General features: G+C 37.3%; 24 protein-coding genes. All 24 read right to left on the reverse strand.

Annotated elements, in window-relative coordinates; all coding sequences use genetic code 11:
• Positions 1–42: 42 nt before the first annotated feature.
• Complete coding sequence (locus COA65_08680; GenBank protein ID PCJ57925.1) at positions 43–870, reverse strand: hypothetical protein; 828 nt, start codon at positions 868–870, stop codon at positions 43–45.
• Positions 871–1,161: 291 nt separating this feature from the next.
• Positions 1,162–2,091, reverse strand: coding sequence for a hypothetical protein (locus COA65_08685; protein PCJ57926.1), 930 nt, complete (start codon positions 2,089–2,091; stop codon positions 1,162–1,164).
• A 217-nt stretch (positions 2,092–2,308) separates the two neighbouring features.
• The gene (locus tag COA65_08690; GenBank protein ID PCJ57927.1) at positions 2,309–2,671 is read right to left on the reverse strand and encodes a hypothetical protein; all 363 of its coding nucleotides are present in this window, start codon (positions 2,669–2,671) and stop codon (positions 2,309–2,311) included.
• Positions 2,672–3,067: 396 nt separating this feature from the next.
• On the reverse strand, positions 3,068–3,616 hold the full coding sequence (locus COA65_08695) for a hypothetical protein (GenBank protein PCJ57928.1): 549 nt from the start codon (positions 3,614–3,616) through the stop codon (positions 3,068–3,070).
• Complete coding sequence (locus COA65_08700; GenBank protein PCJ57929.1) at positions 3,613–4,170, reverse strand: hypothetical protein; 558 nt, start codon at positions 4,168–4,170, stop codon at positions 3,613–3,615. The genes COA65_08695 and COA65_08700 overlap by 4 nt, the downstream gene beginning before the upstream one ends.
• Positions 4,161–4,742 (reverse strand): hypothetical protein, encoded by a 582-nt coding sequence (locus tag COA65_08705; GenBank protein PCJ57930.1) that lies wholly within the window; start codon positions 4,740–4,742, stop codon positions 4,161–4,163. Before COA65_08705 ends, COA65_08700 begins: the two co-directional genes overlap by 10 nt.
• A complete protein-coding gene (locus COA65_08710) occupies positions 4,735–5,229 on the reverse strand; it encodes a hypothetical protein (protein PCJ57931.1) in 495 nt (164 codons plus the stop codon). Before COA65_08710 ends, COA65_08705 begins: the two co-directional genes overlap by 8 nt.
• A 44-nt stretch (positions 5,230–5,273) precedes the next feature.
• A complete protein-coding gene (locus tag COA65_08715) occupies positions 5,274–6,002 on the reverse strand; it encodes a hypothetical protein (GenBank protein PCJ57932.1) in 729 nt (242 codons plus the stop codon).
• A gap of 360 nt (positions 6,003–6,362) precedes the next feature.
• Positions 6,363–6,950, reverse strand: a complete 588-nt coding sequence (locus tag COA65_08720) for a hypothetical protein (protein ID PCJ57933.1) — start codon at positions 6,948–6,950, stop codon at positions 6,363–6,365.
• Positions 6,947–7,624 (reverse strand): hypothetical protein, encoded by a 678-nt coding sequence (locus COA65_08725; GenBank protein PCJ57934.1) that lies wholly within the window; start codon positions 7,622–7,624, stop codon positions 6,947–6,949. Before COA65_08725 ends, COA65_08720 begins: the two co-directional genes overlap by 4 nt.
• A 198-nt stretch (positions 7,625–7,822) precedes the next feature.
• Complete coding sequence (locus tag COA65_08730) at positions 7,823–8,350, reverse strand: hypothetical protein (GenBank protein ID PCJ57935.1); 528 nt, start codon at positions 8,348–8,350, stop codon at positions 7,823–7,825.
• Positions 8,351–8,490: 140 nt separating this feature from the next.
• Complete coding sequence (locus tag COA65_08735) at positions 8,491–8,793, reverse strand: hypothetical protein (protein PCJ57936.1); 303 nt, start codon at positions 8,791–8,793, stop codon at positions 8,491–8,493.
• Positions 8,794–9,011: 218 nt separating this feature from the next.
• Positions 9,012–9,899: a hypothetical protein gene (locus COA65_08740; protein ID PCJ57937.1), complete on the reverse strand. Its 888-nt coding sequence runs from the start codon at positions 9,897–9,899 to the stop codon at positions 9,012–9,014.
• Entirely contained in the window at positions 9,856–11,691 is a 1,836-nt protein-coding gene (locus COA65_08745) for a hypothetical protein (protein PCJ57938.1), read from the reverse strand. Before COA65_08745 ends, COA65_08740 begins: the two co-directional genes overlap by 44 nt.
• Positions 11,688–12,581, reverse strand: a complete 894-nt coding sequence (locus COA65_08750; GenBank protein ID PCJ57939.1) for a hypothetical protein — start codon at positions 12,579–12,581, stop codon at positions 11,688–11,690. The genes COA65_08745 and COA65_08750 overlap by 4 nt, the downstream gene beginning before the upstream one ends.
• A gap of 1,978 nt (positions 12,582–14,559) precedes the next feature.
• A complete protein-coding gene (locus COA65_08755) occupies positions 14,560–15,447 on the reverse strand; it encodes a hypothetical protein (protein ID PCJ57940.1) in 888 nt (295 codons plus the stop codon).
• A gap of 704 nt (positions 15,448–16,151) precedes the next feature.
• Positions 16,152–16,595, reverse strand: coding sequence for a hypothetical protein (locus tag COA65_08760; protein PCJ57941.1), 444 nt, complete (start codon positions 16,593–16,595; stop codon positions 16,152–16,154).
• Position 16,596: 1 nt separating this feature from the next.
• Positions 16,597–18,570 (reverse strand): hypothetical protein, encoded by a 1,974-nt coding sequence (locus COA65_08765; GenBank protein ID PCJ57942.1) that lies wholly within the window; start codon positions 18,568–18,570, stop codon positions 16,597–16,599.
• Positions 18,570–20,633 (reverse strand): hypothetical protein, encoded by a 2,064-nt coding sequence (locus COA65_08770; GenBank protein ID PCJ57943.1) that lies wholly within the window; start codon positions 20,631–20,633, stop codon positions 18,570–18,572. Before COA65_08770 ends, COA65_08765 begins: the two co-directional genes overlap by 1 nt.
• 104 nt (positions 20,634–20,737) lie before the next feature.
• On the reverse strand, positions 20,738–21,358 hold the full coding sequence (locus tag COA65_08775) for a hypothetical protein (protein ID PCJ57944.1): 621 nt from the start codon (positions 21,356–21,358) through the stop codon (positions 20,738–20,740).
• Positions 21,355–21,537: a hypothetical protein gene (locus COA65_08780; protein ID PCJ57945.1), complete on the reverse strand. Its 183-nt coding sequence runs from the start codon at positions 21,535–21,537 to the stop codon at positions 21,355–21,357. Before COA65_08780 ends, COA65_08775 begins: the two co-directional genes overlap by 4 nt.
• Before the next feature lie 707 nt (positions 21,538–22,244).
• Positions 22,245–23,555: a PBSX family phage terminase large subunit gene (locus tag COA65_08785; protein ID PCJ57946.1), complete on the reverse strand. Its 1,311-nt coding sequence runs from the start codon at positions 23,553–23,555 to the stop codon at positions 22,245–22,247.
• An 809-nt stretch (positions 23,556–24,364) separates the two neighbouring features.
• Positions 24,365–24,589 carry a hypothetical protein gene (locus COA65_08790; protein PCJ57947.1) on the reverse strand — a complete coding sequence of 75 codons (225 nt, stop codon included), beginning with the start codon at positions 24,587–24,589 and terminating at the stop codon, positions 24,365–24,367.
• 782 nt (positions 24,590–25,371) lie between these two features.
• Positions 25,372–25,782: a hypothetical protein gene (locus COA65_08795; GenBank protein ID PCJ57948.1), complete on the reverse strand. Its 411-nt coding sequence runs from the start codon at positions 25,780–25,782 to the stop codon at positions 25,372–25,374.
• Positions 25,783–26,425: the final 643 nt, after the last annotated feature.

Genomic DNA, 26,425 nt, shown 5'->3' on the forward strand with positions numbered 1-26,425 from the left:
ACTGACTGTAAGGAGAGCAAGGGTTCATTATGTTAGGTAATATTAGGTATTAGTAAAGGTGTACCTGTAAGTACCTCTGTTACCTGTCAATCTATCTGTCGCTCTATAGGCTTGATCTATCAAGAACAAACCAAGCTCCTTAGAGATTATAAGCGTCCATCCTTTATTTACTGTGGTGGAAGTACCATAATAAGCATCCGTTTCAGTAGTAGGACATGGACGATAAATTAATTGAGCGTCAAACTCAACCATCCTTACCCTGTCCGATACCTGCATAGGCAAGAAGAAAGTAAAGAAGAAGTCTGATCCTTTCTGTCCGCCTTTGAATCCTTTGTAGTTCATGTACTCTACGATCTGTGCAGCTTCCGGCTCTAATACAAGTGCTTGGTTAGCTCCCAGCGAAGTAGCTACATGAGGGTCTTGAAAGAATTCAAATCCATTAGCCAGTATAGGTGTGTTTATTCCTGACTGATCAGCGACCTTTGCTCTTTGTTGGAGCATGTGGTTATGAATAAGCCCAGTACCTACCATTTTAGGCATCCCGGTGGATTCATTTAACTGGTAATCAGTTAGAACCTGAGTTAAACCTTGATTCAAAGGGTTGTTAGTGGTGTTTAAGACAAGGTTTATCCCTTGTGCCAAGTTATTACCACTCCTTTGGTTTATCCCAATACCTGCTGCTTGATTTACCCATAAATCCTGATTGATACCAGTGAGTAAAGCGTCAGCACTTTCTTTAATGGCGAGTAAAAAGTCGTTCATTAAAGAAGATGACGGAGTACCTACGTTAGCCGCTGCCGATGCTTCCACTGGATATTGGGCGATAGTCTCATCTTCGATATGAAGCCCTATCTGTCTGAAAATGCCCAACCCTACGGTGCGCTCAAAATAAGCGGGTACATTAGTCTGGTCACAACTACGTGTTGTGTCGGTGTGTGCAACATTAAAACGCTGCCTTGCTTTTATGATTACTTCTCGTCTATGCCCTTCGTTGCCGGGATCGTTTAACCTTACAACGTTTGCATTTTTATTAGACAAAAGCATATTAAGATACCCCTGCCAGTTAAGTTTAAATTGGGGGGTGTTTTCTGCTGTTATTTTTGCGATATGTTTTGTTAAGCTATCTGCAAAACCTAATCCTCGTGCCATGATTTTATAGTATTATGCTGGCTGTGCTTCTCCCAGCGTTTGTATTGACCCAACGTGTCCTGTGGCAATCGCAACCGCTTCTGGGTCTGCTCCACTTCCAGTAGGCGTAGCTACTGGAATATTTACAGGAGTAGTGGTAGGTTCTGGAGTGCCATTCACTTTGAGTAACTTATGCTCGGCAAAAAGCCTGTCAGCCATGTCTTTTGGAGTTATCTCTTTATTATCAACAAAATATTTAGTATATTCACCATTGTCGAGTTTGGTTTTTAATACTAAATTCCCATTTTCGTTAACAAGTTCTACTCCCCGTTTATGAAGTTCGTTTTGAAATATGCTTGATGCAACTCCGATATTTACATCTTTACTCACATCCATAGCATAATTATAATTAGAGAACATATTTTTAAGTTGAAGCTCCTGCATTAAACTTTCGTAACCGTCAATCATTTCTTTATGTTCAGCAGAAGATACAGTACTGTCTTTAATACCTGAAAGCTCGCCATTTAATCGATCTATCTCGCCTTGAAGTTCTGATTTTACTTCTGGGTTAGTAGTTCCGGCTTTTGTTTCTTCTAAGACCTTAATAGCTGTTTGATGTGCCTTTAAAACACTACTTGCAAACAAGTCCATCCTATTATAAGTTCCCTTAGTGTTTTTTAGTGTCTCAATAAAAGTATCATCCATCCCGAAGGTATCTTTAGCTAAAGTATTGAGCTTGTCGTCCACCGGATTGAGCGATTCCGCTTTTAGTTTATTTACTATCTCAGGGTTGTTTAAAGCTGCGTCCATTGTCATAAGGGAGCTTTGTATTTTACTTCCGAGATCGTCTGCTATTTCTGCGGTGGCTACTTCTTTAATAGCCATTAATTTAACGAGGTTTTCGTCCTTCTCGTCAATGCCTGCTGTCTTTGCTAATGAGTTTAATAAATCTCCTAATATCATAATTTATGTTTTAATTATCTTCCCCTTGCACTTAATTGTGCAAAGCGTTTAGTTCCAAATTTTTGTCTTCCTATTTTAGCACAAAGGGCTTCCGGGTCTTTTGCACCTTTTGCTCTCATTTTTGCAACACACTTTCTAAATCTTTCTCCAGTCCCTAACTTGCCTTTAAAGGGAGGGTTGTTTGGTTTACGCCTTTCTGCCGGTGTATGTGATGGCATTATATAAGTTCGCTGATTCGCTGTTTAGCTGCATCTTTTACCGTTTTACGGGTCTCGCCTTTAAGAACAATACCAATATCTTCCCATGATTCAGATTTCTCAATCCAGTCAATAAGTTCGCCTGCTAATATTTTGTTGTCTTTAAAAAGCTCTCCAAGTAAACTTGCCTTAGTTTTTTCAACGGTTGCTATTGGAGCTGCTACTGGAATTACTGGTGCGGGAGGTTTAGGATATTCAACTTTCTGAATCTTATCTTGTAAAAGTCTTAAAGTGTTATCGAGATTTATGCGGGGCATAATATAAGGAAGCCCCTCTTTTAAGTATATTCGCACTTCGTCTGGTGCTAAAAGTTGATCGCTCATAAGAATAGGTTTTGATTATTTACGTCAAAAATATATTTAAAGTTGTTTGTTTTTACGATATATTGGTTATATTTGCAGTAATTACTGTTAATTATGCAACGAGCAAGCGTAGATGAATGTTCTGAATATACTGCACAACTTTGTAAAGCAGAGAAAGACGCAATTAAACAAAAACAAGATGAACACCGAGGGGAAACAGGCAGATATTTAACCATTCCCAGAGCAATTAAAAAAATCATTAGAGAATGGAAACAATTAAAAGCATTATCGCAAGCACAAGAAGATGCTATTAAAGTTATAAATAAATTTTAAAAATGGTAAATGGAATATTAATCTATGTCACAGGTATTTGTTTATGGTTGGGCGGGTTTTTAATTGGGATTGGAATTGGAAAAATCACTTCACACTCGAATACCGATAATGATAAATAGGTTTATCTGTTGTTTCCTCAGTTATAATAAGCCCTGAATTTCTAATCTGCAAAGCCCAGTCGGTATCTTCTCCATGATTAAGTTCGGGAAATCTAAATTGTTTGGCTATACTTGAGCGGATAGGGTTAAGATGATTAGGTGGTCGGTAAAAAATTCCAAACTGTTCAAAATAACTTCCATGTCTCATAGAGTGTTCAAATCTCTTATGATAGAAGCCGTCTGTATTCATTATACCTATTATATGAACACAATCGGGGTCACTTTCAAGGGCTTTTAGGATGATTCTTATATACTCTGCATCCACCCAGTCATCATCATCTACAAAACAAACATACTCACCTTTAGCTCTATTAAGGAGTTTGTTTCTTTTAGCTCCGATAGACATTTGCCCCTCATCGCATTCATATAATATTTCAACATCGCATTCATATACCTGTCTATCAAGCTCAGCCTTTAGAATCTTGAATAAAGTTTTGCGCTTTTCTAATGTACAAATAAGCACGCTTAATTTCATATCGCCTCTGTTACTTTAGGGTCGAATATATAAGTATGGATAATCTTATCTATCTTGTATTGAGTTTTTGCCTTGTGTATGAATTTCTTCACCCATCCCCAATCCTCGCCATACATCAGATCAGGGAATTTGTGTCTTTTTACAAGATCGGTTCTCCACACACAAATATGATATGGTTTTCTTTTTGTCACTTCGTTGGGCTTGAACTGTTCATTCTTGTTATTGAGGTCGAAGTCAATAGTGCCTTTCATCTCGCCTATGACTGCTCTCTGTTTGAATACAATCACATCCGGCTTTTCTTTTATTCCCTTTAGAATACTATCTATATAATCATCACTTACCCAGTCGTCATCGTCCACATAACATATATATTCTCCCTGTACAAGTCCTTTTAGAGCTTCTCTTTTAGCTCCTATGGTTCGTTTTTTGTTGTCGATAAATCCCAACACCTCTACTTCATTAGTAGCTTGTCTCTCCAGTTTAGTGTATATCTTTTGAAACCTGTCCCATCTTGAAGGTATAGCGGGGATTAAGATTGAGAGTCTTATCGGCATAGTATAATATTCTCGGCATTACTATAGACTTCCTTCCATCCTGCCATATAGCTTTTAACTTCTTTTCTGTGTTCATAACTACACTCTAAACAGATCATCCCTACACTATACAGGTCTACTTGTTTTAAGATGTCTATTCCTAACCTATCGTTCTCTACGTCAATACTAACAAAGTTAAACTGTTTGTATTTTGACTTCTCTAATAAGTCACTGAGGGTAAAACAAGGTACTGTTATCTTATCAAATTTACTTCCGTAGTCTTTTGTCCATTTGTCTACATGGTTCTTGTCAATTGAGGAGAGTGCATCACCATTGCTATCGTATAGCTCTATTTCTCCTGTATGCCCTGTAATGGCACATCCATACACTTCTACATCTGTATCCTTATAGAACTCCTCTAAGACGGGATAACAATTAGGTGACGGCTCAACACACATACCCACCCATCCTCTCTCGTATAACGCCCTGACGTTTGAGAACTTCTCGGGATGATAAGCGCCTATATCTAAAAAGACTCCTGTATCACCGAAGTAATTAAGTATATACTGCTCTTCTTCTCTTTGACTAAACATTTATTTTTTTTGTTATTCGTTTTATCTTAATCTTAATACCAAAATAATCAAACACTCTTTGTAGTTTTTCATCGTTCATAAGATCAAGATATTCCAGTTCCATATAGTTTTTAATCTGAGATCGGGCAAGGTGGTATATTTTATCAACCTTATCCTTATACTTTTGGTACTCCGATTCATCATAAACTACATCACATTCCTTTTTTTCTCCTTTAAATAGATGCCATTGGCCAGTAAGTGACGCTCTTTTCTCTGAGAGGTATTGTTGTTTAACATCTTCCCTGTAAAGTAAAATCTTCGGATAATCTGAGCTTAAAATCTCTTTAAGGTCCTTCTCTGGCACAAATTCCATCTGTAGCTTAATACACTTTACCCTTTTAAACAACCATTTAAGGTATTCTAAACTACCTTGTGGTCTATCCTTATATCCTTCTCTACTATGCTCTGAGTTATATGGTTCATATCCTACCCCGTCTTTTTCAAACATATAGTAAAGTAAGGATGACCCGGTACGCTTAGTAGAACAGATTATCATTTCTTTACATATACTACGCCCATTCCTCCTTCGACAGAATGGAAATTCAATAATCTGGGGTATATTGTTTTCGCATAATCTACCACTGCTTTACGACACCCTGTTAGGGCATAATCATCAATAATAAGATAACCGCCTTTTACTAACTTAGGATAAAGATATTCTAAACAAACCTTAGTACTTGAATAAAGATCACCGTCCAATCTAAGAAGGGCTATTTTTTTTATCTTGTTCATAGGCAAGGTGTTCTCAAACCATCCCTCTATATACCTTATATCCATCGTTCCCAACCCCCATTCTTTGATGTGGTCTTTTACCTGTTTGACTGTAAAAACTGCTGCACCGCTTGTTTTTAGGAGTTCTTTTTCAGGGACATTAACATTGTGATTAATCTTACCTATACCCGGTTGTAGAGTGTCGTGCTTACCTGCTAAAGGTATACCCTGGTAAGAGTCATAAGCCCATATAGTACGGTTATCCTCTTTAGCTTGGCAAGCCAGTGCCATTGCTCCTATTTGTGAACCTCTGCCTACTCCACACTCTATAAAGTCGCCTTGTACATCGATACATTTCTCTGCTAACTCATAAGTATTACGGAGTGTTTCAAAAGTAGATGCTGCCCGCTTACCTATTGTTCGTAATCTGACCAATAATTCCGGTGATAGTTTCATTTTTTGCCGTATATTCTTTTTTGTCGTTTGTCCACAACCCCCAGTCAATAACATTAATAATCCCCTTATTTACGCATAGGTTCTTGTGAGCCTTTTTACCATTTACTATCTTAGTAAAGTCTGTATGAAAAACCTTTTTTTCATTAAAGACTGTTTCAATTTCTTTACATTGTTGTTCCCAATTTTTAGGAAGGTTATCTTTGGTAAGTCGTTCACCGCAATAGGTCATCCAAATAACTCTGTTACCGATCTTTATGACTTGCGGGAAATGTTTTTTACCGTTTAATCTCTCCAGTGCGTCAATTTCTTTAGCCCAATGATCGCTTATATTTCTTAGTTTGTATTTTTGTTCATCGGGTAAGTAAACTTTTTTTATTATCCCATTCTCCAAGTATACATTTGATACCATCCCTCTCATTTCCTGTAGTGTATAAATGGTCTTATAAGTTCCCTGTCTTTTATTTTTTTTACCGATATAAGGGTAAGCTGTTCAAATAAAGTCTTTGTCAGAGGTTTCCAGTAGCTCTCAGGCTCGTTAAGTGTGGAGTTGGGCAGATGATAACCTTTGGGATGTCCTTCTAAAAATAAGTGTCCATTAGGATTGAGCATACTTATAAGACACTTTCCAAACTCTTCCATAGGCATATCTACATAAATATGAAAAGCCAAACAAAGAATGATGTCAAACTTTTGATTAAGGCATTTGAAGTTTTGATGTGCGAGATTACAATTAGTGATACTGCAGGATTGTATCTCCCTTACTCCGTAATCAATCTGATTTTTGTCGCTGTCTATTCCTAAGTAGTGTTGAATGTGAGGAGAGAGGAAAACCCCAAAGAATCCCCGATTGCAACCTAAGTCCAGTACTATCGAATCTTTTGTGACGTAATCTAACAGCCCGTAGTCTTTAACCCTGTCAGGAATAGAGCGGTTGGCTTTGGCTGGTTCGCCTTTAGTGTTTGTTTCTAAAGACTGGTAGTCGGGAAACATATTAAAACTCATATTCCTTGTGCTAACATTACAACTGTTTCTGGCGGAGTTTCATATTGTTCTCCCACATAAGCCATTAATAGATTCTCAGGTAAAGCAGACATCTTTAATTGATTTGCTATTATACTTCCGCAAGTCATATCATGCCGACAACCTTTACAACGTGGGTCTGCGGATTCACAATTGTTATCATTGTTCCACGAGCCTTTAAATTGACCATCTAACATTGCTTGTTTCCAGCGTGTAAAAAACTCATTGGCGATTTCTGTTTCAAAATCAAGTGCAAAAAATCCACCATTGCCGTGCATCTCCATATCCATAGCCTCATCTCTGGTGATTCCAAAGCATTCTAATTGGCTGTCACTCGACCAAGTTCCACACAGATGTCCTGCGTACTGCTTCATGTGTCCGTGTTTATCAAGATGTTCCCATATAGGATCGAGAGGTTTTATGGCATATATAGAAGCATCTACCCAAAGTATCTTAGTGTATCCTGCTTTTAACGCTTGGTCAAAGGCATAAATCTTAAAAGCGTAAGGATTGTCTTTATGTAGTGGTGCGCCTATTGAGACTTCTTTTGTCCAACTTAAAAAAGTACCATCAAATCCAACTTCTAAAAGAGACCTACTAAGTCTGTCCTGACCTTTTATATACCTGCCTGTAGCTACGTTAATTATTGCTTTCATTTTGGAATTCCGTATTTTTTCATATTATCAATGGCAAATGCTATATGTGAAGTAGAGAACCCATTCCAATTTGTTGTTTTAGGGGCAATATCCTTTAATTTATTATGGAATGATATAGAATAAGCCTCGCACCACTTTCTAATGTTTTTATCCTGCTTATCAAATACTACAACATATCCATTAGATAAAAGCCATATACTATTTATTCGGGAATCCTTCTGCTTTTCTTCGTTCATAAGTTGCTTTGTCTATGTTAAAAAATGCCTCGTTTCTATCGTAGAGTTTGTCTCTTTTGATTTGAGGATTGTTGGCAAAATGTTCATGTCTAAATATACAAGCGGTAAAGTAAGTCATCTTATCTAATCCTTTGGCTACTTCGGTAAATTCGTTATCGCAAAATAAACTATTGTAATCGGGATGGTATATAAATCCAAATCTGTCAAAATACTTTCTGCCTATTATACAAAGAGTGCAAATCCTGTCTTGATAGCCGTCATTAAACCACAATGTACCATCAGTGTCGGGGTAGTATTTAGTCATTGCTTGACGTATGATTTCGTCCCATCCGTCTATTTGGGGTATCATGTCGTCAGATATGAGTACAATGATGTCCCAATCTTTCCCCTTTTCAATATCTCTATTACAGGCGTGGATTTTATTGTTTGATGTCCCACCTATTATAGTAGTACCATTAACACAACCTGCTTGTTTTACTTCTAATGTCATTGTAGGATCATCATGGTCTACTGAAACAAGATAATCAACATTCTTCCTATCTGTGGCTTTCTCATGTAGAAGCCGTAAGACGTTTAGGAATTGTTCAGGACGTGAACGGGTTGGGAGTTTAATTAAAATGCGGTATGGTTTCATAGTTCCAAATTAGCATAAATAAAGTCATACATATCAGGATTTTGTTGCTTATAGACAAGGTACATCTCAAGTTCATCCATTAATTCTTCTGCTTTTATTACTTTTTCTGCCAAACTTTCTAAGGTATCATCTTTTAAAATATGTAATACTATTTTACAGCGCCATTTATCAAATGATACCAAAGGTTTATCATCTTCAGAGATCATGCTATTCTCGTTCCACATAATATCTACCTTGCCTGATTCTTTTAGAGTTTTTAATGATTCTAAAATCGGCTTATAATCTGCATTTGATTTCATAATAGTAAGGTTAGTTAATAGGTCGCCCCATCAGCAACTAACGAGCGTTCCCACAGAGTAGGTCGTTAATCACTTTCAGGGACGTTGTTTGAGATTTCATAGGGAACGCTGGACAAAGATACTACTAATTTATTAAAAACAAAAATCCCCCAATCTTTTTTCAAAGAAATGAGGGATAATTGTAACCTCTAAAACATGTTCAAAGATAATCATTATTTTTAATCTGCAAACTTTTCTCTGATTTCTTCTGGTACAAATTCCTCATTTACAGGGCTTACTATGTGGTTACACTGAAATCCTCCGGCTAATGAGCGGAAATTTCCCGCATCGGTATTGGGTTTTAGCCCTTGTAAGCTGATTTTCTTACCGCTTATATTACCTTTAGTGACCTCACCGAACTCTGATATATGTATCCATTTTTTCTTAACTAAAGCTCTACAAAAGTCCCTACTCTCATCAACTAAAGACCCTGTATAGATAAACCACTTAAAATCCAAATCATCACTTACTATTTGGTTATACTCTCTTGCGAACCCATTTAAGGCATCAGTAGTCAACACATGGGCATGTCTGGTTAAAGCACCTGCACCCGTGTCGGTCTTAGTTAAGAAGGTTCTCATCTCGTCTAAGAGATCGCCAAAGCTCGCTCCTTCTGTGATGTTTCGCTTGACGAGTTCCGCTGCCTTCTCAGCTACGTTAGCCCTTATACCCGCCTTAGTGAGTCCTTCGGTCATAGCTGTAATAGAAGTCTTTTTTAACTCCTTAACTAAGGCGGGTAGCTCAAACCCCGCCTCTAAGGTAGCAAAGTATTGTGTCTGTAGTTCGGCTACCTTCTCAAAGGACTTACTAAACGTACTTACTTGTTTGAGGTATTTCTTATTAAGAACAGCTCTCTGTATTTCTCTTTTTAACTTACTGATCTTACGCAGGTTCTTCACTGTAGAGCGTATATTACCTCTTCGGATGTCAAGGTCTTTTAAGAGTAACTGAATACGTCTGAAAATCCCCGTTTGAAGTTTAGGGATGCTCTCATTAAAATTGTCAACTGAACCGTCTATTAACTCATTCAGTTGGCGGAGTAACCTCTGGCTCTTTTGGAAGGACATCTAACTGTGTTATTTTTTCTTCTGTCATCTTGCGTATAGTCTCTAACTGTTTATTAAAGTCCATCTCAAGGAACTTGTCATCTTTTTGTATGGCTTTGGTTACGAAGTAATCAGCATAAAGGGAAGTAACAGCATCCTCTTTAGTGATAAGCCCTGACATTTCCATATCAGCTACCTCTTCTATCGTAGCGGTGTTAAAGGGGTTCATCTCGTTGGAAATCCTAAGTCTGTCTCTTACCTCCGGCATATCTCTGAACTTTTTATTAATAAGGTCGGTCTGCATCTCGTTTATAATAGTAGGGTCGATGTTGGCTTCTTTTGCTTTACTCAGTTGTTCTATTAGAGAGTTTTCCGTCAACAGGTCGAAATGTTCAGGCACTTGGATGGTAGGTAGCATCTTTTCCCTTTCTGACTCCGGCACTTCAAAAGAATCCGAACCGTACCTGTATTCTACCACAAGTTTATAAATCTTTTTTAAGATGTTATTAACAATATGAAAAGCCACCCCGAAAACAAAGTTATTAAGTTCTTCCTTGTCTACTTCTTTGGCTTTACCTGACTGGTTTAAAGGAGTATCCGCGAGAAACTCCATATTAAGAGACGCTAAAGCCCTAAAGATGTGGTTGTCTATTCTCTCATCTTGAATCTTTACTATCTCTGTGTCCTTAGTGATGTATCCTGCTGGCGGGGTAGGTAAAGGTTGTTTGTCTACTCCCTGCTGGCGGAGAGTCATCTGCTTAAAAGGGCTAACAGGCATCGCCCCACTACCTTTACAGTCACCACAAGCAACAGGCTTACCACCCTTTACAACCTTCAATCCTGTGCCCTTACACGTTTGACAATCCAACCCCTGAAAAGCCCATAGGGTAGAATGAATATGCTGTACTACCTCTGCTTGTAGGTCYGAGTATTCACGGGCTGCCTCGTCCATTCTCGGTAACATGGGAGTAAGAAAAGAATCATAAAGAGGGATGTTGTCTATAAGAGACTTTATCACCCCACCGTTAAGCAAAACCGGTAACTCTTTAAGCTCTAAGACTTCTATTTGTATCAGTTCAAAATTGTTCTCATCGTCTATCTGCTGGACGTTCCATATTCCATGTTTAGTTATAATCTTAAATATAGGCACTCTTACTACCTTTTCCTTGCTGATAAATTCCCCTGTCTCATTAGACCTGTATATGGCAATCTCATCGGGCTTATAGAATAACATATTAATAGCAGGTACGTAGTGAACAAAAGGTCTTTTAAATTCGTTATCCTCGACCTGTTCAAACGGTATTATCACCATATACCCGTTAGGATCACCGAGAATCTTCTTAATCCCAAATACAAACAGCCAATTAGTCAGCGACCCAAAAGTAGGATAGTTTTTCTCAGCGTAGTCTTCCAGTTGTTCGCCATCCTTGATCTTGTTGGGTGTGATAGATTTAGAATAGTCAATCTTCCAGTCCTCGCTTCGTACTATCTTATTAATGGAGTTGATAACCTTAAAACAAGGCTCTTTGGTTATAGAGGCGTATATCACCCTGCGATATTTTTGTATAGTGTCACTCTCCGAAGGTCTGCGATCATCAATGAGCTTATTAAAGTAAGGATTACTCCTTGTGTGCTCAAGGTGCATCAACCTTAAATGCTTCATAGGATCAAATTTCTCGTTCGGTGTGTGATATTTGAACCCGTCTATATGAAAAGAGAGATGATCCATTACGTCCACAGCGTCATCATAGGCAGCGTGCCTCGCACCGTTTTTGATGTATTTTTTTACAAGGTCGTGGTTGACTTTTATCATAGGTTTTGTCGTCCCGGCATCCACCCTCTTTTGTCTTTCCAAAAGAACGGAAACCTTTGATTAAACTGATTGCAGTAGAATCGCACATAATTATCATAGGTTCTTTTCATCATAGGATGAGAGATGTGTCCACCCATAGAATAAGCGTAAAACCCGTTATTAAGGTCAGCCCCTTGTAAGCGTAGATGTTCTGCTGACTCCCAGTAGAAGGGTTTATAGTTATCCTTATGGGGATAGATTTCATTTTTAATCATCGAGATAGTAAAAGGTAGCTCATCAGGCATACCGTTGTTGAAATAAGTGTAGTTAAAGCTCTCATTATCAAACAGCTTAGAAGCATCTGAAAATAATTTACTTATCTGTTTTGATTTTTTAAAATAAATCATCTCGCTACTCAGGTTGTAGAATCTTCCTTTTTTAAAGTTAAACACTTCTTTTATGTGTTTAGGCGAAGCCCACACTCCAAAAGCATCTGTTAGCAAGTCAGACTCCAGTGCCATCCAACTGCGGTTTGCCATTGTGAACTCTACATCTTTAAGCTCATGGAACAGGTCGTTTATGGATTTTTTCGGCAGCCATACCATATCAGCATCTAAAGAGATCGTCTCTTTATAAGGGCTTAACTTATAGATAGCTGTTTTAGCTTTTAAGTATTGTACCCTCCCATCGGTGGTATAGTGCTCAGGAGGCACAGGAATCAACTTGTCAAATAATGACTTATCTACTATGTGGTTTAGCCCATCTCCTGAGTAAAGTAAAGAGATTTTAACTTCGGGGGAACTGTATTTTAAACTCATTGCTAAATTATATGCCCAACGCCCCCAATAGGCATTGCCCATTGCTAAGATCACCACTCCTTTATCAAGTGGCTTTAAGGTCTTTTTTTTCATCTTCTTTGATTTGTTTTTGAGCTTGAGTTTGTACCTTAACGATTAATTCTTGTACTTGTATAAAAGGCAATTTACCCAAAGCGTTTAAAACCATATTGGTATCATCAACCGTTAATTTTAAATTTATTTCTTTCATAATGTTAATGTAAACTCACCCATGCTGCTGCCGCACGAACTTGTAATTTATCTAAAGTTGAATTATATATTACCATTCCATCAACTGCCGTCAAAGCATCCCGTTGAGTTGTTGTCATTCTTGGAAACAAAACTGCTCCTGTTGTACTTGATATTTCAAGTTTAGCACTTGTTGCGGGAGCTATTGTTCCTATCCCTACCCTACCGGCCTCATCAATTCTAAATTTTTCAAGGATAGAGGCTCCATCTCTTGTATAAACAGCGAAAGCTCCCTTCACTGAACCCGCTGTATTATCGACCATTGTACCTACTGCATAGGCTATTTCTGTTTTTGCACTTGCACTATCATTCATAGCAAAAGCATGAATAACTCCAGCTTCATTTGTACTTATGCTTCGATACAACTGTAAAGCATTAGCAGTATTATTGATACTTCTTATAGATAATCTGTAACTTGTTACTGCTACATCACCCATCATAATAGCTCCTGCCGTAGGGGCTTGTCCTATCAATAAATCACCACCATCAAATATCTTTAAAACACTTGTTGTCGAGTTTCCAACATCCAATGATATAGTAGTATTATTACTACCGGAACCCCTTACTGTAAATCTTGTTGTAGTTGGTATTGTTCCAATGCTTATATTTCCATCATTCCTCACATTAAACAATTCAGTTCCCACATTATCCTGTACTTTTAATGCAAAGTTAGTACTTGTAGCATCTACGCCTCTTATATGAATACGCGCGCTTATAGGAGTAGAGAAACCTACTGCGAAATTACCCCCCTTTAAAAAAGAATCTCCGGCACTGGTCATTAAAGCTGTAAAAGCTGAAGCATCATCGAATAATTTTAATATCCCTTCGCCTGTAGTTTCTCTGCCCAATGCTGCTCTTACGCCTGTTCCTGTCCCTGCCCTTGCTGTTGCTCTTATTGTTGCATCACCGGCAACAGTACCCACATATACATCTAATACATCTGTAGCAAAAACATTATCGCCAACAGTTAAACCTGTCGCATTCCAGTGACCTTGAGATACATTATTAATTGCGAAACTTATGTCTTTCCCTGTCATGGCATTTATTGTAACTATTCCCAGTGCTGTTTGACCTATGGCAAAATCATTTACATTAAAATTTGACTGTTGTGCAAAAAAAGCACTATCTGATCCCCCTGATGGTGTTCCTACAGATACATTAGTGCCAAAGATTCCCCCATTTTTTAATGACACTCCATCGATTGCTACTCCATTGTCTAATGTTCTCTCAGAGACGGTATCAACAAATATCTCATTTACTTCTACGTCACCCACAGTACCACTAAACACCTCAGCGGTGTTTGTGGCATTGGGGATAAAAGTAAACCTCCCTGTTGAGTCATCAAAACCAAAAAACCCAATTTTTGCCCCTGCCCCATCACGGTATCTGAATTCTATACCCCTATCCTTGTTGTCGTCTGCTGCCGGAGGTGTAGAGCCGCCTAAAGTAAATACAGGGTCTTTCACTGTGATAACGGTAGACTCGAATCTTGTTGTAGTTCCTGTGATTGTAACGTCACCTTCAACTGTTAATCCTGCAAAAGTGGGCGAGTCGGATGCTCCTAACGATTGACCGGTAAGCACTATGGGCAATCCTATAGTTTGAGGCCCGGCAATATTATCAAGATCGTCTTGATCTATCTCAACGCCAGTTAATACCCCTGATTGCAATTTTAGCTGAATCAACCTGTCAGCATCCATAAAAACAGGATATTCAGTTAAGAATTTTTTGATGTTTGTTGTTACCTGAGTTCCTATTGTTTCAACAGAAACTTGATGTTTTACTTTTCTTACCATGATTTAAGTTATTCGTTACGGTTAATCAAATTAGCTTGTGTCGTCTCTTGTATTTCTATTGTGCTGTTCATTAAGTCCTTAAACAAGACTTTAGACTCATTAGGTGATGATGGTTCATATTCATCATCCATGACAAAAGAAGTACCGTTTATAGTTCGTGTGTCGTGTGCAAAAAATGCTGCAATGGCATCGTGTATATAGTCAGGTGCAAAATCAATATCCATAAGTTTTGTTTTACGTAGACTCATATAATCTACACTCTTAACACCTGCTGAATCTTCACCTATATTTCTCTCAGTGGGGTATTTAGTACCTCTAAACGCACATATAATTCGTAATTTATGTTCAAAATTTGTAATACTACCACCCGTTATCACGCTGTAATCAAAATTACCCCACCTGTTATCGTTGCTCCATACCCAAAGGAAAGAACAATCATGTGAAGTTTGAAGATCAAAACATTCACTTTGACCGTCAAACGCCACTCCTGCGGTGACGGCTTTTGACACTATTACATTGTCAATATCCATAACTCCAGCGCCTGCGGTTGGAAAGAACAGAAACAAGATACGACCTACGTTAGTACACGTTAAAGTCTCTGTAAACGTCCCATTAGCAGACCGTGTTATCCCGTCTGTAGCTCCCAACCTAACCCTTACCGTCCCTGAGACATAATTAAGAATATCATAAGTCACCGTATACTCTGTACCCACTTCTAACACATCAATAAAAGCAGCATTACCTGCTGCCCCCGCATGAGTGTATCTCATAGTCGGCCCACCTGCACCTGCGATAGTAACCCCCCCAAATAGTGTCCACCCTTGATCGGTCTCAAAAGTGTCCTCAAAAAGATTACCGGGATCGCCTATGCCACCACCTTGTAAGAATATTCTCATCTCTCTGCATCCGTTGGTTACAGTTACATCATCAGCCCAGTTAAAATCAACTGTTATTACATTATTATTTGTGCTTCCCGTGATAGATGTCGAAGGGACATTATCTATCAATGTGCTTGTTTCAGTGTTAAATATATCTATAGTATAATCCGAAGCTGTTGCTACCTGCACTACTTCTACATTACTTATAGCTCCTTCAAAATTGGAAGCAGGGGCAAACCTAAAATCTCCTGTATGTGCTGCTATATGATAGAAGATATAAGTTCCGTCTTTATCAATAGAACTGATAATAGTATCTATCGCACCTGTACTTGATATATTTAAGACCGAAATACTACCTACCGTTCGCGAGGTCATTGTAAAAGTAATTTTAAAAAAATCATTAATTGTAAAGATTCCCGATTGTCGTAAACCGTTTGAAATCGTAGGTGTCACATGAACGGCAGTATTATTAACAATCCCCCACCCCGCACCACACCAACTCTGAATCCCACAAATAGAATCATGTGAACCATCAGGGAATGTCCCGTCAGTTATAAGATTATCTGTCTCAGCAGCCAAAAACTGAAAAGATATATTATCAGTCTGTTCTGTTGGTTGGCAAAATCTCTGGTTAATACCACAGTCCGACCCTCTGGGGGGGCTGAATAACTTAACACTCCCATAGGGTAGATATTGTGTTTGCCTGCCTGTAAATTGTGCCATTAGATTCTAAATGCTACTATCTGTACATCACAAGCTAATGTGTCTGCTTGTGCTACGATAGTATCAATGTTGGTAAATGCTGCAAAAGCCGCTTCTGTTGTAGAGACATTGATGTCTCTTGTCCAAAATAACATAAACCTGCCTGCGTTAAGACGAAAATCTACTGTATGCGCTGCTGTATCGGCTAATCTTAATCTTATGAAGTTAGTGTCGTCTTTGTTGATGATAAACACCCCATCAAAGTCTAACCCCGCTCCATCGCCTATCGCTCCTGAATCCAGTAGAGTTACTTCCACTGCTGTGCCGACATTAATAGTATCTCCGTATCCTTCGGTGTTAGCAGACACGGTAACAGACTCACTCACATCGGAGAGCCTTAATGCTGTAAGTCCTGTTATTGTTGCTGTTATTGCTGCGTTTGCAGCCACTACTGTTGTTGCCATTCTATTTTATTAATTGATAATCCGTTTCGCTTGTTTCGACTTTATAATTTATTTTGTCAATCCAAGCAAATTTATCTAATGTAGGGTTGCTACCTTCGTTAAATTTTATTCTTCTTAGTGACTGACTTTGTAACGTATTAAAGTCTGTAAAGTTAGTATTTTTTTTAAACTTATATACTAAAGCTCTGAAATCTGCCGGATCAAATGTCTGGTAAACGCCCGCATCATTGTCAGCACCGAGACATCTGAATATTGTAGACTGCCCAACTACTGTAATAGTAATAGCGTCAGTAGTTGATAAGTTTTCTGATATAATTTGTATAGCAGCCCTCGCCCTTATTCTCTCCCCTACAGAACAGGTCATTGAAGTTGTTAAATCCGGCACGCTAAACCCTTGTACATCTAAAGTGGTAGCTGATAATGAGACTTGCGTGCCAAATATTTCTTGTGTCTCCTGTATAACGGTCAATGCAGAATTAAATCGTTGAATTTCAACTCTACCTCTAAATGTAAGTGTTCTTGAGGTTACACCACCAGGCAATAAAACACCCACTCTAATTCTTGATCTGAATGTAAATACCCCGTTAAACGGGATTTCATAAAAATGGTTCGGCACGGTTGAATTATAATTGCTCCCCAAATCAAAAGCGGGGAATGTAGAGTCGTCATCAAAATCAACAGTTGTCAACAATATAACAATAGCGGGTATCGGCCCTACAAGATTAAAACTACTTGTGTTTGTTTTAAATGCAAGACAAGGCGTATTTTGTGCTGATAAATACTTAGAGACTGAATTAGGTACTGAGTTGATTTGTCTTAATATTATCTTGTCATTAGTAAGCCCTCTGTTATAGTGGAAATTAGGAGATGTAAAAGCAATGGTTTGAGTTCCTGCGGTATTTCCTGTTACTATTATGTTGTTTTCGTCAAACTCATCTTCTCCTGATCCTATATTTGTTACTACGATCTGCTCTATGACATTATTATCAGTAATGAAGTCTGTTTTAAAGTCTAATACCTTGTCTATGTTGGATTTGCCTTCTATTAGGTAATCTTCATCTCTGAATGAAAAGAAGCGTGTAGTAGATGAGAAATTTCCCGACTTTTCAAAAGTTTTATTCCCTACCTCAAGATGAGAAAACAAATTATTTTTATCTACCTCCAGTTCTAAGTCTTTGATGTCCCTGGCAGTAAAAGAGATGGTAGACTGAAAGAAAAACGCCTTTTCTTCTATTCTCATAACCGGATCACCATTAGAGTCTGTTTCGATGACAAAACTTATATTATGGGTTCTTTTTAGAAACTGGAACAATTCTTTAAAACTAATATTAGGATGCAGCCCTATCCCAGTGCGTATCTCTTCTCCTGTGGTTATATAAAGTAGCCCACCCTCAAAGTTTGAGGCGGTGGTCAAGTAGGTGGAAACAATACCTTTTACTTCATCATCTGTCATAAACCTAACCAAAAAGTCCAGCGCATCACTGAGTAGATAATGGTCTCTATTCACAAAGCCAAAAAACACACCTGTAGAAGGAGTAAAATAGTCAAGTTGGAATGTTGTTGGTGTTGTTATTTGAGTGCCGTTTTTAGTAAACTCTGAATTTAAAAATGTCTTTATGTTTTTGTTGCTGTCAATAGCTCCAAAGAAACTTGTATCTTCTATTGATACTATTGCAGTGCTTTTATTGATATTAAACTTAATATCACTCAGTAGTATAGTTCCTGTGAACAACCTGTCATAAACATCACTACTGTTTAGTATGTCGATATTGGCTGTTATCTTGTTGTTGTAATTAAGATCGAATTGTGTCCTTAACAGATCATATCCATCCTCTACAAAGGTAAGTTTAGACGTAAAGATAAGTAGTAACCCTTCGATGTCCTTTTGGCGTTCTAAAGTTACCTTTATGTCCTTCCAGTTTTCAGGATTACGAGTTAAAATAGTACCATCTAATATGAATCTGTATTTCTCCATTAGTTCCAGCCTTGACTTGCCCTTTTCATTGAGGGCAGCATTTGTCTGAGTAATTGATTATTTTGTTCAAGTAAAGTGTTTTGTTTGCGTTGATGTCGTGTTATGTTAAAATCACTGAATCCGGTCTGTTCCATTTTAGAGTATTGCTTAATAATAGGCATCTGGTATTTATGAAACACGAAATGATCGAACTTATTCGTTAGCATAGCATCTAAGTCCTCACGGTGTTTTCTACTCTGTTCAGGAGGTATCACATACTCGCTCTTTCTTATAAGGGCAGGGATTTCCTCGTCTGAGAATTCGCCTTTTCGCCCTTTGTGGAACTTTGGTATGGGTTGGGCTGCAATAGCTGCTGTTTGTGCTGCTCCAACTACCCCTACTATAACAGATAACGGAATATTAGGCGGGATCGAGACAAGTGCTGCGATCACAGCAGCAGCAGTGTTGATTAAAGAGCTAAATATAGCCGCTGCCTTATCGGCTTTGGCTTGTTTTGTTTGGAACTCTGCTCTTTTTTTGTCAAAGGAATCTTCTAATTTCTTTTTTTCATCGTTGAACTTCTCCTCGTTGATTATCCGCTTATCCAGTTGTGTTTCTAATCTCTCTAAGCCTTTATCAAGCACAACTTGTTCCTCCTGTAATTCTCTTTCTAAAAGCCCTGTTCTTATCTCAGCAACGCTAATAGCTATATCTCCGGCAGCTTGTATCCCATCACCGTAATCCTTCCAAAACTTCTGTACTCTGTTCAGGTCGTCATCATCAAAGACTACAAGTTCGGGGTCAAGTTCTTTCATTAATTCTAAGTTCTCTGCAAGGATAGGCTCTAATCTTTTAAATTCAAACCCCTGCCTTTTTATAGATTCTGTAGCTTCGTCAAATATCTTTTTTAGCTTCTCTTCAATATCCCTTATCTTTATTAAATTTCCAGCCAACCCCACACCGCTTGCTGATAATTCCTTTTGTTCTTTTTTAAGTTTTGTTATTTTTTCTTGTAAATCACCTATTGTAGTGGCTCTTTTCTTTTCTATACCTTCGGTTTTTGTTATTTCTTCTTGAATCTTTTCTAATGCTTCGGCAGCTTCAAGATTAGCTTTAGCCGTTGCGCGTCCTATTTCTATTTGTGCTGATTTAATTCCAAATGATGCCTTCAGTTTTGTGAAATAGCTTACATCCGCTTCAGTTAACAGTTTTTGTGCTTTTGTGACTTTGTTGAGTGAAGTGGTAACTGCCAACAATACAGGAGTAAAAAGAGTTGCCATTGTCTCTGTAACTTCTTGCGTTTGAGCATTTAGTTCTGCTGTTTGACGCGCCACGCTCTCTGTGTTGGTCTCAAATGCAGTTAACGCATCTGTAGAGCGTGCTAATGCTGTTTCATAGATAACTACTGCCTTTGCTTGGTCTTGGGTCAATCCTTCGTCTCGAATCTTGACTTTAACGGCATTTTGAAACTCTTTGCTTGATTGTGAAATTGTAACACCTAATGCTTTTAGTCCTTCTGTCTCTCCTGTCAATGCCCTTGCAACAATACCCGATATTTCGGATGCGTCTCTTTGATCTCCTGTAAACTCTTTTAATACTCCACCTAATTTTACTAATTGTGTACTCATTTCGGCTGCCCGTTTACGGGAAAGCCCCAAAGGAACTAAAAGGTCTCCAATGGCTGCTGCTGCTCCGAGAAATTGATTTTGTGTTAATCCTAATGATATGGCATTCTTTCGGGCAAACTCCTCTACGAACTTAATACTATCTCCAAATACAACCTCTGCCCTTTTTCTAAACGCCTCCATTTGTACTGCTGTCCGTGCTAATTCCTTACCAAAAGAAATTAATGCACCTATTGTAAATGAAGCAGCAATAGCAACGCCTATCCTGCCAATAGATTTTTCTAACTTACCTACAGATTTTTCAGACTCTTTATTGGATTTTCTAAACTGTTGTGAAGTTTTCTTGAAGGTCTTGGCATTGTCCTTATCGACAACACCTATCTTTTGAAGTTTCTTAATAGTAGGGTCAAGTTCCTTAGTGTCGCCCTTAATCTTTATTACTACGGTTTCCAGTGCCATCTAACCAAATTCATTGAAGGTTGGCTGATGGCTGTTAGCCCGTAAATAGTTCTCGAAAAGTACATGATAATCATAATAACTAAGTAAATGTAACTCTTTTAAACTTATACCGTTGGACTCTGCGATTCTGACGTTTTGCTGGAGTCGGTTGTCTTTGTATTCTTGGATATTATGGTAGAAATGACATCCAAATGCTCCTGATTTATCTTGCTCCCCACCTCCATATACATTAGCAAATCGCTGTCTGATATACCCGGTAAGCCAACTGTAATCTTGAATAGCTTTATCAAAAAAAAAGCGTTCTTTTCGCTTGCCTTCTTGAATCTTGCTATCTTCTCTTGTCCGTATTTATAGTCATAGTCGTGGGGGTTTTCGGTGGTGTCAAAGATTATCACAGAAGCTATCTTGTAGATCATGTCACTTTCATGTATCATGTCTATTCTCTCCTTTAACTGGAGATTGAGTTGTGATACTTCCTGTATGTTGATACCCTTTGAGCTTAGTATAGCGTCCATCGCTTTAGTGTGCTCCTTTAGGTATTCTCTCGAACATCTCATTGAGAGTTCATTGTAGTAATCATTAGCAGCGAACATTCTTTGGCAGTTAGTTTTAGAGATGTCTTTATAGCGGTAGTGTTTAATGCCTTGTAGGCTAAACAGAAAGTCTACCGGATGCTCTGACTTAATACTACCGTTGCGTTTATGAAGAAATGCCAATGGGTTCATAGTTTCGCTATATCTGCTTTGAGTTCTTTGATTTGCTTATCATTGGTTATTAATTGCTCCTTATATTGTTTGATTTCTTTTTTGTCGTTTTTACATTCTTTAAGTATTGTATGAATTAAGTCATTATGATTTTCAAACCGTTTTATCTCAGCTTTCAGTACCGTTATTGAGTATTTCATTGAGTTGATGTGTTAGGTTATCTATATGAGTTCTTACTATCGTCATGCCTGCGCGTTTTAAAGCTACGGTGTTTGCTTTTACTATCCATACCTCCAGTCCTGTTCCGTTCTTGTACTTGTCTGTTCCGCCATCACAATCGCATCTCTTATACCTCCAAAATCCTTTCTCTGCTAATACCTGTGGCGGTTCACTTAAAAAAGCTGCCATAAATTAAACTATTAAGACCTGACAATGCAAATGTATAAAAAATATAAATAGGAATGTTGTCAAAAGTTGCTGCATTGAATGACCAGAATATATAAAACCCATGAACAGATGCCATACAGGCAATACACCCATAGACAGGGTTGGTAAACCATGAAGGTAGCTTACGAGTGTACCACGCTGCCCACCAAAGTATCTTCTTGTTTGTTGGTTTTAGGTTTACATCTAATTCATAATCGACAACATTGTAAATACCTATGATAAACAGGGAGTTGGCTATGAGTAGGGTAATTAGTTCAAGCATGACATTTCTTTAGTTGTTAGTCGTCCTAAGTTATTACGTCTCACCCATTCAGGTACTTTCTTGGTAGTTTGGGCGAATTTAAGCACATATCTTCGTTTGCCTTTCTTAACTCTGATATGCTTATATACAACTGCTTGCCATGTTTCAGTTGATTTAACAATTTCTTTTTGAACAATAGGCTTGTCCTTAAACAGCCCTTTAATTAATCCCCAAATATTTAAGTTCATCTCTCATAAATGCATGGCAAAGATAACGAAAACAATCTAAGAAATCTGCCTTTTGTTCTAATTTACCACGATCTTCCTTTATTATTTTAAGTTTCTCTGGGTCGTATTCAACGTGCCTCATGTCATAGATCGTTTCATCACAATTTTTTTCATCAAACAATACATCGCATTTATTTAATATTAAATTTGTCTCAATGCGTGAAATTCTATGTCGTGGGTTTTTGCCGGGTAATCTTATTTGCCCATCTGTTAATTCTAATTTCTCTTTTATCTTTCGGTAATAAGTTAATCCCACCTTTAATGCCGTTGCTTGCTCTCCTGTTTGATCTCCTGTTATAATAAACAAAGCACTTGGATATTTAGTTAATATTCGCTCACAAAGTTCGTCAATATCTAATTTATTTACAAATATATTTTCAATTAATCGCAATTTATTAAATTCAGGCTTTTGGGCAATTAAGCAAGTCAAAGGTTCGTTATTGAAATCAAAACTAAGATATGTCTCTAAATTAACATCATACGTTGTTTCTCCAATATGGTTATTATTAAAAGCAAATGCAAAAGGGCTTACAACTTCTTCGACTCCCCATTCTGCGTGTCGATATATTCTCCATTGATTTTCTTCTCCGATGTCTTTGAGAAGGTCTAAATTTTCTATATCTTCTTTTGTAGCAAACTGATTATCATCAACGGTTGTTTTTATGACTGTTACGTTTCCTTCAAAAGCCTTACCATCTATTAACTTTGTTTTAATCCAATGTAATTTACTTACGGGATTAAGCAACAAAATAATCTGTATATCATTCATTCCCCTTACACGTCTATTTAGCTCTAAAAAATCTTCCCATTCAAATTGGTGGGCTTCCTCCATGACTATTCTTTTAACACCAACTATTGATTTTATCTTTTCCGGGTCATCTAATCCCCTGAATATTATACGATGTTGCGTTTTACTATATAAGATTTGCCGTTTTGATCCACCAAAAGCCCAATTAAACAAATCATACATCTCATAATTTAAAGCAAGATTTTTAAAAAGGGAATAACATGAATCATAGAGGTCTGCTGCATATTTTCTAAGGAAAAGGACATCATAGTCTGCCGAAGGTAACCTTAATAATTCTAATTGATGCTGGGCAACACTTTTCCCGCTTGCAGCTCCACCATAATTAACTATAAAGCGGGTTTTTGCGTGTTGTAATTTGTAAAATAAAGGATTAAATAGCCTTTTTTTATTGGTTTTTAAATCAATCTTCGGTTGTTGGGTAGTCGATGATAACATCTTGTTTTAATGTTCCTGAAATATCTATTGATTTTAATTGAGGTACGATATATTTACATATTTCTTTATGGGCTTGTAGTTTAAGGTCTTCTTTGCCCTTTCCATTTGCTATCTCTGCCAAAGCTAATAAAGGATGATAATCGGGATAATCTTCTTGTATCATCTCAATTAATTCTTGCTTATCTTTGTTTGGAGTGCCCTTTCCCCTTCCTCCTGTTTTTTTCCGTGTCAAATTTTCTGTTTTTTCTACTTTAGATTTTTATACGTCTCCTTTGTTGGAAAAGTTATTAATCATCATCTATATCTTCAATATCATCGCTTTGACAATCAGGGCAAAGATTAAATTTAGCATCTTGTCCTGATATTTCAGGATTTTCAAAATCCTCTTCCGAACATTCCAACATAGTTGAACCGCCTGTCCATCCACAGTTATTACATATTAGTTCTTCTTCCATATTGCAAAGATAGTGTTATTTAATCAAAATCTAAATGTCCCAATATTAATAACGCCCACAATGACCATGCACTGTTTGTCCAATAAACTGTAAATCCAATAAGTATTACAATGGCTAAAGGATAGATATATTTTATTACTTTTTTCATAGTTATTTAATTACTTTAGGGTTTGGGGGTTGATTTCCCTTTATTATACCATTGTTCTCTTTGTGTAATTGCTGTAGTAAAGGCATAAAGGCAATTTTGAATATATTGCGCCAAGATAAAATCAGGAGTATCCGATTCATTTTCCTTACTATGCTTATTAATTAAGTGTTCAAGTTCTTTTTGAAATTCTGTGTATTCAGCCATAATCATTGTTTTTCGTATTTGTTGATTTCGTCTTTTACTTTTTCCCAATATTTCCAATTAGGGTTAAGGTTTCCGGTGTACATAGGTACTACTTTTATTATCTCTTCAACTGCTATAAGGGCGCATTGCTTGGCTGATTCTTTATTTTCTTCTAAAGAAACTCTTCCATGATACGTATATTTATCGAATGCAAAGTAAAGTTCTTTTGCCTTTTCTTTTTCAGTCATAGTTAGTTGGTGTTGGGTGGTTCAATTACTTCTAATATTTTTTGGTTTTCTTTTCTTCGATAATTCATATAAGAACATCCATAGATAAGTTTATTCATTAAATTGTGAGCAATTTTCTTATACAAGCTCTCTGTTGCTTTGTGTTTATGTAATCTTGGAGCGTTTTTTATAATTGATAAATGATTTTCGCTTATGTAAATCAATCCTGCATATTCAGGAATTTCATGTAACATTATTAAATTCTCAGGAACAACAAACCAAAATTTATTTGCTGATTTATACCAGACTTCACCTGATGGATATACCTTTACGCCTGCTCGTTTCAACATAGCTTTATGCTTATAACCCTTGTTACGAAAATCTGCTAAATAATCATTACGTGAACATTTAATCTCAAATTCGGAAATGAAGCCTGCTTTTGTAATTGAAATAACATCTGCCTCACCAATGCCCATACCAGTAAATCTTGTTGTAATAGGTGTATGACCTAATTGAGAATAATGCTTCATCACAATCTCTTCTATTTGATTTACTGTCATTATTATTCAATTATCGTATCTATCCTGAGATATAATTCCTTAGATAAGATGTTATGTTCTTTGCCGTCCTTCTCGGTTAAGGTTACTGTCTTCCCTCTGGGAGTCTCTCTTTTGTTTGTTATAGTACAAGGACAGTTGTATCTATCGCTCCATGATTTTGATTGGCAGCCCCCCAGCATACAACTTAATATTATTACAGTAACGGTAATTGTTCCAATAATAGCAAGTGTAAGAAAAATATATCTAATGGTTTTCATTGTATTTTAGGGTTAGCTCTTTGCCGGTTAGGGCGAATATGTTTTGTAGTTCGTGAACTTTGTCAAATTCAATTACAGTATGTCCGGGTTTGTCCATTTTTTCACCAATGGGGACATAATATTTACCTCTATTTTTATAAAATACAATTCCACCTTTTCTCCAATATGTTACTCCAGAGACAACAAGCCCAGAAACATGTAATTTTTCAATCCCAAAATCCTTTAGCCATTCATTGGTTAATGGGATGGGTTCTATATGCGTGTCAAACCATTCTAAACTATCTGCCCCATCTGCGTGTATGCTTGCCTCTGCAAAGTCTTCAAGATGTAATCTTATTGGTGTATTAAACCTTATTGAGTTATACCAGTTTCCAATTCTTAATTCGTTTGCTTCCATATTAAATTAGTGTCGGTGTTAATTAGTTCGATAAAAAGGCAGGGCAGGGATTTGACGAGTAGCTGCTAACCATCATGTTAGTCCCGCTATTTACATACTCGTATAGTCACCCTGCATGATTCGCAAACATAAGCCCTAAACATGAGTCCACTTCTATTAAATTTCAAAAGAGCATCTTGCGACATCTCAAATAGAATTAGCGTCTACCTATTCCGCCATCTGCCTATTCAAAGAACTATCTTACAAATATAAACAATCCATAGATTAATAACAATCCGTAATGTATTAAAATTGTCTTTGTGTTAGCTGTCATGGTTTAAAGATTTTGCCGCAATTATCACAAATCCATTTTCTTGTTGCAGTATATATATCGGGGTTGCATTTACACCCCTCGTTTGCGTAATTTTCAAGCAACTTAGCTAATATAGACGGATTTCTAACGTCCAATTTATCTTCGTGAATTGCTTTTACGGCTGTTTGTCGGGCTGTCATTTGATTTTAAATTTCCAATTAGTTAATCGCTTTTTTATGAAATTTCTTACCCAGTTTTTAGCACTTTCTATAGCCTCTTTTCGGGTAGGTCTGATTTAAATACTATTGCGCCTTCTTTGTTCTTTTTAGTGGCGTAAACTTTAGTCATTTT

The sequence above is a fragment of the Rhodospirillaceae bacterium genome (assembly GCA_002746255.1).
Classification (GTDB): Bacteria; Pseudomonadota; Alphaproteobacteria.

What these genes read in the sequence shown, in the direction of transcription:
- COA65_08685 (PCJ57926.1), bottom strand. Translation starts at nt 2,091, where the DNA reads ATGATATTAGGAGATTTATTAAACTCATTAGCAAAGACAGCAGGCATT.
- COA65_08690 (PCJ57927.1), bottom strand. Translation starts at nt 2,671, where the DNA reads ATGAGCGATCAACTTTTAGCACCAGACGAAGTGCGAATATACTTAAAA.
- COA65_08695 (PCJ57928.1), bottom strand. Translation starts at nt 3,616, where the DNA reads ATGAAATTAAGCGTGCTTATTTGTACATTAGAAAAGCGCAAAACTTTA.
- COA65_08700 (PCJ57929.1), bottom strand. Translation starts at nt 4,170, where the DNA reads ATGCCGATAAGACTCTCAATCTTAATCCCCGCTATACCTTCAAGATGG.
- COA65_08705 (PCJ57930.1), bottom strand. Translation starts at nt 4,742, where the DNA reads ATGTTTAGTCAAAGAGAAGAAGAGCAGTATATACTTAATTACTTCGGT.
- COA65_08710 (PCJ57931.1), bottom strand. Translation starts at nt 5,229, where the DNA reads ATGTTTGAAAAAGACGGGGTAGGATATGAACCATATAACTCAGAGCAT.
- COA65_08715 (PCJ57932.1), bottom strand. Translation starts at nt 6,002, where the DNA reads ATGTTATTGACTGGGGGTTGTGGACAAACGACAAAAAAGAATATACGG.
- COA65_08720 (PCJ57933.1), bottom strand. Translation starts at nt 6,950, where the DNA reads ATGAGTTTTAATATGTTTCCCGACTACCAGTCTTTAGAAACAAACACT.
- COA65_08725 (PCJ57934.1), bottom strand. Translation starts at nt 7,624, where the DNA reads ATGAAAGCAATAATTAACGTAGCTACAGGCAGGTATATAAAAGGTCAG.
- COA65_08730 (PCJ57935.1), bottom strand. Translation starts at nt 8,350, where the DNA reads ATGACATTAGAAGTAAAACAAGCAGGTTGTGTTAATGGTACTACTATA.
- COA65_08735 (PCJ57936.1), bottom strand. Translation starts at nt 8,793, where the DNA reads ATGAAATCAAATGCAGATTATAAGCCGATTTTAGAATCATTAAAAACT.
- COA65_08740 (PCJ57937.1), bottom strand. Translation starts at nt 9,899, where the DNA reads ATGTCCTTCCAAAAGAGCCAGAGGTTACTCCGCCAACTGAATGAGTTA.
- COA65_08750 (PCJ57939.1), bottom strand. Translation starts at nt 12,581, where the DNA reads ATGAAAAAAAAGACCTTAAAGCCACTTGATAAAGGAGTGGTGATCTTA.
- COA65_08755 (PCJ57940.1), bottom strand. Translation starts at nt 15,447, where the DNA reads ATGAGAATATTCTTACAAGGTGGTGGCATAGGCGATCCCGGTAATCTT.
- COA65_08760 (PCJ57941.1), bottom strand. Translation starts at nt 16,595, where the DNA reads ATGGCAACAACAGTAGTGGCTGCAAACGCAGCAATAACAGCAACAATA.
- COA65_08765 (PCJ57942.1), bottom strand. Translation starts at nt 18,570, where the DNA reads ATGGAGAAATACAGATTCATATTAGATGGTACTATTTTAACTCGTAAT.
- COA65_08770 (PCJ57943.1), bottom strand. Translation starts at nt 20,633, where the DNA reads ATGGCACTGGAAACCGTAGTAATAAAGATTAAGGGCGACACTAAGGAA.
- COA65_08775 (PCJ57944.1), bottom strand. Translation starts at nt 21,358, where the DNA reads ATGAACCCATTGGCATTTCTTCATAAACGCAACGGTAGTATTAAGTCA.
- COA65_08780 (PCJ57945.1), bottom strand. Translation starts at nt 21,537, where the DNA reads ATGAAATACTCAATAACGGTACTGAAAGCTGAGATAAAACGGTTTGAA.
- COA65_08785 (PCJ57946.1), bottom strand. Translation starts at nt 23,555, where the DNA reads ATGTTATCATCGACTACCCAACAACCGAAGATTGATTTAAAAACCAAT.
- COA65_08790 (PCJ57947.1), bottom strand. Translation starts at nt 24,589, where the DNA reads ATGACTGAAAAAGAAAAGGCAAAAGAACTTTACTTTGCATTCGATAAA.
- COA65_08795 (PCJ57948.1), bottom strand. Translation starts at nt 25,782, where the DNA reads ATGGAAGCAAACGAATTAAGAATTGGAAACTGGTATAACTCAATAAGG.